Annotated in this window: 8 protein-coding genes; 6 read left to right on the top strand and 2 right to left on the bottom strand. The window is 59.4% G+C overall.

Going from position 1 to position 13326, the window contains the following annotated elements; genetic code table 11:
* Positions 1–21: 21 nt before the first annotated feature.
* The gene (locus ACQUWM_RS00985; protein WP_428920884.1) at positions 22–4905 is read right to left on the bottom strand and encodes an NAD-glutamate dehydrogenase; all 4884 of its coding nucleotides are present in this window, start codon (positions 4903–4905) and stop codon (positions 22–24) included.
* 144 nt (positions 4906–5049) lie between these two features.
* Between ACQUWM_RS00985 and ACQUWM_RS00980 the strand changes: the two genes are divergently transcribed.
* From ACQUWM_RS00980 to ACQUWM_RS00955, 6 genes are read left to right on the top strand one after another with little or no spacing between them, the layout of a single operon-like run.
* On the top strand, positions 5050–6012 hold the full coding sequence (locus ACQUWM_RS00980) for an AAA family ATPase (protein ID WP_428920883.1): 963 nt from the start codon (positions 5050–5052) through the stop codon (positions 6010–6012).
* A gap of 12 nt (positions 6013–6024) precedes the next feature.
* Positions 6025–6969, top strand: a complete 945-nt coding sequence (locus ACQUWM_RS00975) for a DUF58 domain-containing protein (protein WP_428921415.1) — start codon at positions 6025–6027, stop codon at positions 6967–6969.
* Complete coding sequence (locus tag ACQUWM_RS00970) at positions 6969–7436, top strand: DUF4381 domain-containing protein (protein WP_428920882.1); 468 nt, start codon at positions 6969–6971, stop codon at positions 7434–7436. The genes ACQUWM_RS00975 and ACQUWM_RS00970 overlap by 1 nt, the downstream gene beginning before the upstream one ends.
* Positions 7430–8476: a vWA domain-containing protein gene (locus tag ACQUWM_RS00965; protein ID WP_428920881.1), complete on the top strand. Its 1047-nt coding sequence runs from the start codon at positions 7430–7432 to the stop codon at positions 8474–8476. Before ACQUWM_RS00970 ends, ACQUWM_RS00965 begins: the two co-directional genes overlap by 7 nt.
* Positions 8469–10268 (top strand): VWA domain-containing protein, encoded by a 1800-nt coding sequence (locus ACQUWM_RS00960; protein WP_428920880.1) that lies wholly within the window; start codon positions 8469–8471, stop codon positions 10266–10268. The genes ACQUWM_RS00965 and ACQUWM_RS00960 overlap by 8 nt, the downstream gene beginning before the upstream one ends.
* Positions 10262–12001, top strand: a complete 1740-nt coding sequence (locus ACQUWM_RS00955; protein ID WP_428920879.1) for a BatD family protein — start codon at positions 10262–10264, stop codon at positions 11999–12001. Before ACQUWM_RS00960 ends, ACQUWM_RS00955 begins: the two co-directional genes overlap by 7 nt.
* 27 nt (positions 12002–12028) lie before the next feature.
* Here the strand turns inward: ACQUWM_RS00955 and ccmI are convergent, their stop codons facing one another.
* Positions 12029–13306 (bottom strand): c-type cytochrome biogenesis protein CcmI, encoded by a 1278-nt coding sequence (ccmI, locus tag ACQUWM_RS00950; RefSeq protein ID WP_428920878.1) that lies wholly within the window; start codon positions 13304–13306, stop codon positions 12029–12031.
* Between the last annotated feature and the right edge of the window lie 20 nt (positions 13307–13326).

The raw sequence follows: 13326 nt of genomic DNA, 5'->3' as shown, positions 1-13326 counted from the left end.
ATCAGCGGATTAACGCAATACTCAGTTGGTCGCAGCATCGTCATCACCATGAGAACTGTGCATGGTCGCCTGGGCCAGATCCAGCAACTCCCGCAGGGCCACAGAGAACATGGCGTACTCAGGTTCGCGAACCCCCTTGAGCTCCGCCAGCATGGATTTCCAGCGACTGATCATGGTGGCATGCCGGGCCATCCAGTTGTCCACGCAAGCCGGCACTTCGCCGGGTTTGCCTGCGAGCTTGAGTACGCCGGTGGTCAGCGCCCGCTGCTGCCAGTCCAGGTCTTCGCGGAAGCTTTCCCGGGCCAGGGCCTGCCAGTGAGAGACCGGAACCAATGCCGCAATCGCATTGGCAAACCAGCTCAGATCCAGCTTTTCACCGAGGTCATAGTAAAGATTGGCTACGGTCTTCAGGGGCATACCCGTTGCCTCGCGGGCTTCGATAATGCCCAAAGAGGAATACAGATAATTGGTGCCTGAAAGCACCGAAGCCAACTCTTTCGGCAACCCCGCTGCAGTCAGTTGGGTGAACCGCTTGTCCCAGTGAGCCCGCGCCTGCTCGCCCAGATAGTCGGGCAGATCGGCGGTAATTTTCCACACACTGTCAGCAAAGCGCTCCATATGGGTCTGGATGCTGAGTTCGGCACGACGATTCCGCAGCAGCCAGCGCACCGAACGACGGATCAACCGCATCAAATCGTTCATCAGCTCCATCTGCAGCGGCGCCGGAATATGGAAATCCAGGGATTCGATCTTGTCCCACCAGGTATCCAGCCGGAACACATCCCGGGCAATAATCCACGCCAGAGCGATGGAGGCAGAGTCCGCCCCCGTGGACTGCGACAGGCGCTCCACAAAGGTAATGCCCATGTGGTTGACCATGTCATTGGCGATCTGGGTGGCAATAATTTCCCGCCGTAACTGGTGCTCGCCCAGCTCCCGGGAGAACTTGCGGGTCAACGCCTGGGGAAACACCTTGTACATTTCACCCGCCAGCAACGGTTCATCGGGAAGCGTGCTGTCGATCAGCGCCTGTTTAAGATCGCCCTTTACGTAGGATATCAGCACCGACAGCTCCGGGCGCGTCAGCCCCTTCTTGTCCAGCTTGCGCTCGGACAGGGTCTCGTCATCCGGCAGGAATTCCAGAGAACGGTTGAGTTTGCCCTCGCTTTCCATGGTGTTCATCAACCGGCGATATTCCTCCATCCGCGTGCTCGCCTCTTCATTGGCGATACTGATGGCCTGGGTCTGACGGTAGTTATTCTTCAGCACCAGAGCAGATACATCGTCGGTCATGTCCTCCAGCATGATGTTGCGCTGCTTGGAGGTGAGATCCCCCAGGGCCACAGCCCGGTTAAGCAGGATCTTCATGTTCACTTCATGGTCTGAGCAGTCAACGCCGCCGGAGTTGTCGATGAAATCGGTATTCAGGCGTCCGCCGTTAAGCGCAAACTCGATGCGGCCAAGCTGGGTCATCCCCAGGTTGCCGCCCTCGCCGACCACCTTGCAACGAAGCTCGGCACCATTGATGCGCAGGCCGTCATTGGCCTTGTCACCGACATCGCCGTGGGATTCGTTCCGGCCTTTCACGTAGGTGCCAATACCGCCAATCCACAACAGGTCCGCCTGGGCCTTGAGGATGTGAGTAATCAGCATATTCGGCGGCACCCGGTCCGACTTGATACCCAGCAGTTTCTTCATTTCCGGGCTGACCGGTATCGACTTGGCACTGCGGCTGAAGACACCGCCACCCTTGGAAATCAGCTTGCTGTCGTAATCCGTCCAGGCGGAGCGGGGAAGCCCGAACAGCCGCTTGCGCTCCTTATAGCTCTTCTCGACATCCGGTGTCGGGTCGATAAAGATATGAACGTGATTGAAGGCCGCCACCAGGCGGGTCTTCTCGGAACACAGCAGCCCGTTACCGAACACGTCACCGCCCATGTCACCGATACCGATGGCGGTAAACTCATCGAGAGCCGGATTGATGCCGATCTCGCGGAAGTGTCGCTCAACGGACACCCAGGCACCCCGGGCGGTAATACCCATTTTCTTGTGGTCATAGCCGTTACTGCCACCGGAGGCAAAGGCATCGCCCATCCAGAAACCGTATTCCGCCGACAGGCCATTGGCGATGTCGGAGAAGGTTGCGGTGCCCTTGTCCGCCGCTACAACCAGGTAGTGGTCGTCCTCATCGTGACGGATAACCCGCTCCGGCGGCTCAATGCCCGAATCCACCAGATTATCGGTGATGTCCAGCAACCCCCGGATGAATGTTTTGTAGGCCCTGATACCTTCGGCCTGGAAGGCTTCCCTGTCCGCAGGATCGGGGAGGCGCTTGGCGACGAAACCGCCCTTGGCACCCACGGGCACAATCACCGCATTCTTCACCTGCTGGGCCTTCACCAGCCCGAGAATTTCTGTGCGGTAATCCTCGAACCGGTCTGACCAGCGCAGCCCGCCCCGGGCCACCTTGCCGCCGCGCAGATGCACACCCTCCACCCGGGGTGAATACACAAAGATCTCGAACATCGGCAGCGGAAGCGGCACGTCGGGGATCTGGGTCGGATCAAACTTCACACTGATGTAGGGTTTGTTGCTGCCCTGATCATCAAGCTGGAAGTAGTTGGTTCGCAGGGTCGCCTGCATCAACTCCAGGTACAGCCGCAGAACCCGGTCCTCGCTCAGGTTCTCGACCGCATCCAGCCCGGCGCTGAACTCGATCTCCAGCTTCTGTTGCGCTGCCCTGCTCTTGCCCTCGCTCTGGTAGCGATCCGGATTGAAGCGGACCTCGAAGAACTCCAGCAGTGCCTGGGCCAGATCCACGTGATTAACCAGGGTGTTGGAAATAAAGGTCTGACTGTTGGAGAAACGAATTTGCCTCATGTAACGGGCGTAAGTCCGTAACAGGGCAATCTGCCGCCAGCTCATGTAGGAAGACAGCAGTAACCGGTTAAAGGCATCGTTTTCCGCATCGCCATACCAGACCCGGCGGAACAGGTCCTCGAAAATCGGGCGAATACGGTGGATATCCACCACATTGCCACTGTACGCCTGGAGGGTGAAATCGTGGATCCACACGACCTTGCCGTTACGGTCGATCACCTCGAAGGGATGCTCGCCGATCACCCGGAACCCCAGGTTGTCAAAAATAGGCATCACGTCCGACAGGGGCAACGGTTCATTCGCATAGAACAGCTTGAAATGAAGGGTATTCTCTTCCTCTTCCAGGGCACGGTAGAAACTCATCGTGAGCTGGCCATCGGCGGCGCCGGTGATGTGCTCCAGGTCGATGGCGGCGCGCCGGGGGGAGAACATATCGGTATAGCTGGCCGGGAAGCCGCCGGAATATAACCGGTACAACTCGTTACCCTGCTCTTCGCCGTAGACTTCGTTGAGCGCCTCGGCCAGCCCGTCGCGCCAGGACTGGGCCAACTCAATCACCTTCTCGCGAATTTCGGCAATGGGCAGTTGGCGATTCTCAACCTGGGGCACGCGAATGGTGAACTGCACCCGCGCCAGCACAGACTCTGAAAAATGGGTGACAAACTCAATGTCTTCGGCTTCCAACCGGTCCAGCAGAACCTGCTCTACCTTCAGGCGTAACTCGGTGTTGTAGATATCCCTCGGGAAGAACGCCAGGCAGGTCACGAACTGGCCGTACACATCTTCCCGCATGAACAGTTCGATGCGACGACGCTCCTGGATATAGAGGATATTCTTGGCAACAGTGAGCAGTTCCTGGGGCTCAATCTGGAACAGCTCATCCCGTGGATAAAGGGTCAGGATCTGTTCCAGTTCCTTGCCAGCGTAGTCGTCCCGCAGAAAACCGGATTTTTTCATTACGGTCTGGAACTTGCGCCGCAGCAGCGGGATTTCATCCGGGCGTTCGTTGTAGGCGCGGGATGTATACAGGCCCAGGAAGCGCCGCTCACCCACCACTTCGCCCTTGCTGTTGAATTTTTTGACCGCGATGTAGTCCGGGTACGCCGGGCGATGAACCCGCGACCGCTGTGCTGATTTGGCAAAGATGAAAATGTCATCGCTACGGGTCATTTCGTGGCGTGTGCGTTGGGGCAGTTCGTTCAGCCGAACCTTGTCGGGGCGTTCGTTGTTGACCCGCAGAATCCCCAGTTCAGAATTCTCCACGCGACGGACCACCATGCCGCTTTTGTCTTTGGCGAAATCGTATTCGTCGTACCCCAGAAAGGTGAACCGGTCAGAGACCAGCCAGTTAAGGAATGCCCGAGCCTCCTCCTTGTCTTCGTCACTGATCCCGGCATTGGTGGCATCCAGTTCGGAGATGATTTCATTCACCTTGCCGGTCACCACCGGGAAATCCTCAACCGCAATTCTCACTTCATGAAGAATGGTCTGCAGGACATCTTCCAGCTCCTTGAGATCGGCCGGATCACTGTGGCGGTCAATTTCCAGAACGATGAATGCCTCGTACTCGGACCCCGCGCTCGATTTCTTGGTGGAGTGCAGTTTTTGGAGCTTGCCACCCTCATCGCGATCCACCCGCAGGATGGAATGCTGGATCGAGTGTGTGCCGATCTCCCGTTGATTGATGGCGATGCGAATAGAATCAATCAGGAACGGAATGTTCGGATGCAGGATAAAGATGACGGTATGGGTCGACTGCCAGCCATCGCTCTCCAGATCCGGGTTGAAAACCGATACCGGCGTCTTCTCGGTGCCACGTTTTTGCAGGAACTGCCAGGCTGCAAGGATGGCGCCGTAGGTATCCGAGAATCGTCGACTCACCAATTCTTCAAGGGGAATATGGGCGTAATGCTGCTTGGCAAATTCACTGATTTTCTTTGCTTCCGTCTTCGCGATTTTCTGAGCGAAAGCATCAGCCAGCTGTTCAAAAAACTGTTCCTTGCTGGCAACCGTCAGCGCATTCATAGTCGACCTCAGTAAGTGTGAATTAAACGTAATCAGGGTATTGTCACATAAGCATAGTCAAGCCCTTGATTTTTGCCGCCCAGATGCGAAAACTGCGGCAAATACTTAGGTTAAAGAGCCTCCACACAGGAACAACCACTACCCATGTCACTACAGCATACGTTTGGGGAACTCCGGTCTCAGTTAGCGAAAAGGATTATAGGCCAGGAAAAACTGGTGGACCGGCTGCTGATCGCCCTGCTCGCCGACGGACACCTGCTGGTCGAAGGCGCCCCCGGACTGGCCAAGACCACGGCGATCAAGGCACTGGCCGATCACCTGGACGGAGATTTCCACCGCATCCAGTTCACGCCGGACCTGCTGCCATCGGATGTCACCGGCAGCGAAATCTATCGCGCCGAAACCGGCCAGTTCGAATTCCAGCACGGCCCCATCTTTCATAACCTGGTGCTTGCCGATGAAATCAACCGGGCGCCCGCCAAGGTGCAGTCGGCACTGCTGGAGGCCATGGGCGAACGACAGGTCAGCGTGGGCATGCGCACTTTCCCGCTTGATCCGCTGTTCATGGTGATGGCGACCCAGAACCCAATCGAGCAGGAAGGCACCTATCCACTGCCGGAGGCGCAGCTGGACCGGTTCCTGATGCACGTGGTGATTGACTACCCCTCCGCCGATGCCGAAAGGGCTATCCTCCACCTGGCCCGGAACGATTACCGCCAGGGTCAGCCTGCCGCCGCTGTTCGCCTGAGTGCGGATCAGGTGTTCCAGGCACGGTGTGAAATTGCGGATATCTATATGGCGGAACCGGTCGAGCAATACCTGCTGGCATTGGTACTGGCAACCCGTGACCCACAAGGCCTGGACCCGGAACTGGCCCGCTGGACCGCCTTCGGCGCCAGCCCCAGGGGTACCATCGCCCTGGACCGCTGCGCCCGTTCCCTGGCATGGCTGGAAGGCCGTGATTATGTCAGCCCGGACGATGTCCGCAACATTGCGTTTGATGTGCTCCGTCACCGCATCCTGCTGACGTTCGAAGCCGAGGCCGAAGGCATGACCGCCGATGCAGTGATCCAGAGACTGATCGATCATGTCCCTGTCACCGCCTGATCACAGCCGATGATGCAAACGCAAGACGCTATCCATATCGACCTTTCCGGTCTGATCCGTCTCCAGGCCGATGCCCGTGCCCTGAAGCTCCCGTCTGCCCGCCCCGTGCGCAGCAAGCAGGCGGGCCTTCAACGGTCCCCCATGCGCGGCAGGGGCATGGCGTTTGCCGAGGTCCGGCAATACCAGCCGGGAGACGATATTCGCAGTATTGACTGGCGGGTGACCGCACGGCGCCAGTCGCCACACACCAAGCTTTACGAGGAGGAACGGGAACGCCCCGTCCTGCTGTTATGCGACCTGGGCCCGAGCCTGTTCTTTGCCAGCACCGGCGCCTATAAACAGGTGCGCTGCGCCCAGCTTGCCGGCATCCTGTCATGGCTGGCGCTGTGGTCCGGCGATCAGGTGGGCGGCATCGTCTTCAACGGCAGGGAACTGACCGTACTACGTCCTGCCCGCCGCAAGAAATCAGTGCTCCAGTTGCTCGACACCCTGGCCAGGCAGCAGAAAACGCCGGAAACCAGGCAAAGTCCCGATCTTCAGGTGTCATCACTGACGGCCAATCTCGACACCGCCCTGCGGGAAGCCCGCCGTGTCGCCCATACCGGTAGCCGCATCTTCGTGCTCAGCGACTTCCTCACCATCAGTGCCGAAACTTCCCGGCTGCTTGGCGCCCTGGCCAGACACAACACCGTCAGCGCGCTACGCATTGCGGATCCCCTGGAACTTCACTTGCCGGAAAGCGGGCGGTTTGCGGTTGCCGGTGACGATGGCCCGGTATGGTTCGATGCCGACAACCCACGTTTCCAGCAGGCCTGGCACGACAAAGTGGCACACCATGAAACACAACTGGCGGACTGCTTCCGTACCTCCGGCGTGACTCCGGCCACAGTGATGACCGGCGAAGAACCTGCAGTAATCCTGCAATCCTTGCTGGGTCCGCGAGGGAGGATCGGTTGATGGAACAGGATCCGCTAAGCCAGCTCCGTGACATACATCTGCCGGAAACCGGAGGCATCTGGCCGCCTGCACCGGGTTGGTGGGCATTGCTGGCACTTGGTCTGCTGCTGGTGATCGCAGGATTGCTGCTCGTCCGTCGCAAGCGTAGAAAGAACCGCTGGCTCAGGGTTGCCCGTCGGGAACTTGACCAGCTCGCCAGTCACGCAGCACGGGAACCGCAGTGGTTTGCGCAGCTCAATACATTGTTGAAGCAGTGTGCCCGGGAACGGTATCCCGCCGAACGTCCGGAAGCGATGAGTGGGCAGCGGTGGGCTGACTTCCTGATCCGTACCAGTCCGGAAGAACATGCTTCAGCACGCCCCGTTGTGGATGCCATGATTAACAGCAGCTGGCAGCCGGTAGCGGACGCCGAGCCGGATCAGGCGCTGGCGTTCGCACAAGCCTGGCTGGAGGGTCAGAAATGCTGAACCTCGCCTATCCCTGGGTACTGATACTGGTGCTGGCGCCTTTGCTGGTGAAGCTTACAAGGCGCACCGAGCAGTCTGTGGATGCGCCAGTGTTACCGGTGGGTCACTGGCTGTCCGAGCTTCCCGGAGTCAGCCGCAGCGGGAACCGGCTGCCCTGGTGGCAGGCTGTGATGTTACTGGTCATGTGGCTGTTGCTGGTGATCGCGGCCGCAAGACCACAACACGTGGGCGAACCGGTTCAGTTGCCGGTCAGCGGTCGCGACCTGTTACTGGCGGTGGATATCTCACCCAGCATGGACGAACAGGACATGATCATTCAGGGGCGGGGCATCAACCGCCTGCAGGCCGTCAAACGGGTCGTTGACGATTTCATTCAGCGCCGTGAAGGGGACCGCCTCGGGCTGTTGCTGTTCGGCACCGAGCCCTACATCCAGGCCCCGCTGACGTTTGACCTGGCCACTGTCCGAACGCTGCTGCACGAATCCGGTATCGGTATGGCCGGACGCGCTACAGCCATTGGCGATGCCATCGGCCTGGCCGTCAAGCGCCTGAGAGACCGCCCCCAGGAACAACGAGTGGTAATACTGTTAACCGACGGCGCCAACACCGCCGGTGAGATCACCCCGGACAAGGCCACCGAAATCGCTAAGGCGACCGGTGTGCGTATCTACACCATCGGCATCGGGGCTGAATCAATGGTGCAACGCGGTCTGCTCGGATCGAGGCAGGTGAACCCCTCTCGCGACCTGGATGAGGCCCTGCTGGAGCGCATGGCGGAACAGACAGGCGGTGAGTACTTCCGTGCCCGCAGCCTGCCGGAACTGGAACTGATCTACGAGAACATCGACCAGCTTGAACCCATCGAGCTGGAGGGCAAACACTATCGCCCGGTCACCGACCTGTATGTCTGGCCCGCTGCAGCAGCGGTTCTGCTGTGGTTGCTGCTGCAACTGGTTAAACTGGCCCGAGCCACCGGCCGACGACGCTCATCCGGTGGTGAACGCCCCGGCGGCATAGCGCAGAGGTCTCCCCATGGCTGATTTCCATTTCCTGCGCCCATTGTGGCTACTGCTGATCCTGGCAATACCGCTCATGCCCCTGCTCTACCGCAAGGCACGCCAGAGCGACAGCGGTTGGTCGCGTGTTATTCCCGAACCAATGCTACGCCCGCTCATCAGCCGGTTTGGTCAATCAGGCTCGCGGACACGCTCCCCTGTATTGGCTGCCGCGGCGGCACTGCTGATTCTCTCCATCGCCCTGGCCGGACCGGCCTGGCGACAGGCGCCGACACCACTGCAGCAACAGAACGACAGCCTGGTAATCGTACTGGATCTGTCCCTCTCCATGCTCTCGACCGACGTGGAGCCGGACCGGCTGACACTGGCCAAACGTAAAATTCGCGATATTCTCAGGCAGCGGGAAGGCAGCCTTACCGCTCTGGTGGTCTATGCCGCCGATGCCCACGCCGTCAGCCCTCTGACCGATGACAGGAAAACCATCACCGGTATGCTGGGGATACTGGACCCGGTAATCATGCCGGCGGCGGGCAATCGCGCCGATCTTGGCATTGCCAGGGGCCTGGAACTTCTGAAACAGGGGGCGCCGGGCAAAGGCAGGATGCTGCTGATTACCGACAATGTCCGTGATGACTATCAGGATCAAATTACCCAACAACTCCAGGGCAGCCGTTTTTCCCTCAACGCCCTCGTCGTCGGCACAGCGGAGGGCGGCCCGATTCCACTGCCCAAAAGGGGATTCATAAGGGATAATGGCGACATTGTGATTACCAAAGCGAGCCCGTCGGCGTTACAGCACCTGGCCCAAAGCAATGGTGGCAGAAGTCATCAACTGACCATCGACGATACCGACATCAGCAACCTGGGCTTACTGGCCGAGGATGCCGAAGACTGGCAGGAGAGTGAACGGGACCTGACAGTGGATCGCTGGAAGGATGATGGATACTGGCTACTCTGGCTGGCACTGCCCCTGATACTCATTGGCTGGCGCCGGGGAGCCCTGGCCGTCGCGCTGCTTGCAATCCTTCCACTGACTCCCCGACCAGCCCTCGCCCTGGAATGGTCCGAACTGTGGGCGCGGGAGGACCAGCGGGCTCCGGAAATGATTGCCGCGGATCCCGAATCGGCAGCCCGGCGGCTGGAGGACCCGCAATGGCGCGGCTCCGCCCAATACCGTGCCGGCAACTATGACGCAGCTGTGAATTCCTTTGCCTCCGACGACAGTCCCCGGGCGCACTATAACCGGGGCAATGCGCTGGCCAGGTCTGGCAAACTCGAGGAAGCGATCCGTGCTTACGATCAGGCCCTGGAGGCTCAGCCAGACATGGAGGACGCTCGCTTCAACCGCGATATCGTTAAACAAATGCTGGAGCAACAACAGCAGAAAAATGATTCCGGAGAAGGCAACGATTCCGATCAGCAGAACGATGAGCAACAGGACCAACAGCAACAGCAGGATTCCGATGGCGGCTCCGGTGAGCAAAGCCAGGACAATCAGCAGGGTGACCAATCCGGAGACCAGCAGCAGAACAGCGAGCAGCGCCAGCAGGGCGAACAGAGCGGCAATCAGGACCAGGAGCCGTCCTCGCCACAAGACCAGCAACAACAGCGTAGCGGCCAGGCGGACGGCTCGAATGAAACCGCCGAACAAAGCCGACAGGCGCCAGCGGAACTCTCTGAAGAACCGCTGACCCAGGGACAGGAGCAGTGGTTGAGACGAATCCCCGATGACCCCGGCGGGCTCCTGAAACGAAAATTTCTCCAGCAATACCAGCAACGAGATACCCAACCCGATGAGGGCGACACCCCATGGTAAGACGGCATGCGATCCCCTTTATTCTGATCACCCTACTGCTCGCACTGGCCGGGCCAGCCAGCGCCGACAGTGATCTGACGGTTGAGCCAGACCGCACCCGGCTTTACGAGGGCGAAGTGCTGACTCTGACCGTCAGGGGCAGCATGAAGATTGATGTAAACCTCGGCAATCTGTTTGACCTGGATGTCTCCAGCCTGCCCTCACCGGATATAGACAAGGTGGAAGAAAACTTCGACATTGTCGGCCGCAACCAGCGCTACAGTATTCGCACCGTGAATAGCGAAATGGTGGGCGAAATCACCTGGACCTACCAGTTGGCTCCGAAAAAAACCGGACAGCTGACCATTCCCGCACTCACCTTTCAGGATGCCCGGTCCGATCCTGTTGATATCAACGTTATCAGCGGAACGTCGCCCGAAGAGCAATCCGAGCCGCGGGACAGCTTCATCGAACTGTCAGCCGACAAGGACGAAGTGTATGTGCAGGAACAGCTGGTCCTGACCATCAAACTGTTTTTCAGTGGCAATCTCATTCGCGGCGAACTGTCGGAGCCGGAGCATCCGGACGCCATCATCGAAAGCCTGGGTAAGCAGAGGGAATACAGTCGTTACCGCAACGGCGTCCGTTTTCGCGTGGTTGAGAGGCGATACGCCATTTACCCGCAACAGACTGGGGAATTGAGCCTCGATGCCATCCGTTTCGAGGGCCGTGCCCGTACGCCCGAGGGGCAACTGAAATTCCTCCGAGATAGCGAAAAGCTGTTCGACATCCCCGTGAAAGCCATTCCGGCCGATTTCAGCGGTGATACCTGGCTTCCGGCCAGTCAACTGGAGCTTTCGGAATCCGGCCTGCCGAACGAGCAGACTCTTGCCACCGGTCAAAACCTGACCCGGACGCTGGTACTGGAAGCCCATGGCTTGCCTTCCGAGACCTTGCCGCCGTTCCCCGAACAGGCCATTCCCGGCATTCGCACCTACCCGGAGCAGCCTGCACGCGCTGCGGACAGCGACCGGGATGGCATAACATCCAGCCTGACACAGACCACCGCACTGGTCCCGGTTCAGGACGGTGATCTGGTGTTACCGGAAATCCGGATTCCATGGTGGGACACCGAAGCTGACGAAGAGAAAGTCGCCGTTATCCCCGCCCGGACCCTGTCAGTCAGTGCCCCTCCCGGACAGGCTTCCACATCCGTTCAGGACTCAGAAGATCCGACGCAGGGGGAGAACGCCGCAAGCAGGCGCGAGGCGGATGAGGACAGCGAGCCTGCGCCCACTTCCCTGTTCTGGCCAATCCTCAGCCTGATACTGGCCATCGGCTGGCTGGTGACCGCACTCGCTTGGTGGAAGAACCGCGGGAAACGACAGCCTGCTACATCGGCGCATCCTTCTGTCGATCACGAGGAAAAGGCGCTGTTCCGGGAGCTGTGCCAGGCTGCGGATGCAGGAGCCGCGCGAACGCTTGAACTGCTACCCAGATGGGCCTGCCGCTGTTTCCAGGACCAGCAGTTTGACAGCGCTGCCGATGTCGTTCGCTTTGCAGCGGACGACACGCTGACCCAGGAGCTGGAAGTGCTACAGCGGCGGCTGTTCGGCAGGCATCGTGGTAATGTGGAATGGGACGGCAAGCCTTTGATAACCGCCCTGAAGAAACTGCGTGGGAAGGACGCCAACCACCCGGAAAAAAAACAAGATCTGCCTCCCCTGTACCCGGCAGGACTGATCAGTCAGTGACAGAAAAGGCCCCGGATGGGGCCTTTTTCAGTTCCGCAGCTGATGATCAATCACCAGGGTCGCTGCCACCCCTTCATCATCAGTCACGGCCACCGGATCATTCAGCTCACCCTGCCAGTCTCCGGCCTGGGGCATGGCGTTGCCGGAACGGGACAGGCGCGCAACCAGCAGAACTTCGGAAGCCCCGGAGAGCCGGTTGTCCGGTGACATGGCATTGCCATCATCCAGACGGACCTCCGCCGGCAGGTCGCGGGCACTCAGCCGTGCCACTGCCAGCGGCGCCGAACCCTGGCTACCCGCCTTGCGGGCGAAAACGAACAGAGTGGTATCGTCCGGGATTTCTCCCGCAAAGGCCTCCGACAGCTCGATCCGGACGGTCACCCCCGGTCCGGACACGGCGTCTTCGGCGGTATGCGGGGCGTCGCGCCCGAGACGTTCATAGGCTTCGTTAATACCCTGGCGAATCGAGCCAAGCTGGGGGTGATCAGGCGCCGCCTCAACAATACGCTCCCAATAGCGGATGGCATCTTCATAGTTTTCCTGGCTGAAGGAAGATATGCCCAATAACCCAAGGGAATTCACCTCATCGGGATTCAGCGCGCGCGCTTTTTCGATCGCCCGTGTGACATCGGGGTCCAATGCCCCCTGACTCCTGAAGAACAGCGCCTGGGCCGACAACCCCCAGGCCGTGGCTTCCGCCCGGTCATCGTCTTCAACCTGTTCGGCCAAACGTTCAAATGCCCATGCGGCATCCTCAAACTGTTCCAGGCGCATGTAACTGCGACCCAGCATGGCCCAGCCTTCGGTGTTCTCCGGTTTGGCTTCCAGCCGTTCCCGCAACTGGGCCGTCAGCCGGGTCATCTGTTCGACGCGGTCGCCATCCGATGCCGTCATTTCCTGCATCGCCAGGTATTGCTTCAGGTCGTCCATCGCACCCCATTGCTGGTAAAGGAAAATCGCCGCCGCTGGCACCAGCAAGAGACAGACAAAGGCAATCACCAACGAGCTGCGACGGCCACGTCCGGCCACCGCAGGTCTGGTCACCGTCTTGTCGGCATCGGGCACATCGTCAAGCATGCTGCCCGCCAGCTCCTCTTTCAGCTGTTGATAGTTTTCCTGATCGAGATTGCCGGCCTGGTACTCGTTCTCCAGTTCCGCCATGCGCGAGCGATACGCCATCAGGTTCTGATTACGGAGATCAGTCTGCTGCCGTCTGTCGGTCCGGTGGGAAAACAGTGGCCAGACAACAAAGGCCAGGGCCAGAACAATGAGCGCTGCGGCGATAATCCAGAAAGTATCGGTCATAAGAAGATCGTGAAGTTTCC

Origin of the sequence: Marinobacter sp. DUT-3 (assembly GCF_050379435.1) — a bacterium.
GTDB lineage: Bacteria > Pseudomonadota > Gammaproteobacteria > Pseudomonadales > Oleiphilaceae > Marinobacter.
This window is presented reverse-complemented; position numbering and strand designations above follow the sequence as displayed.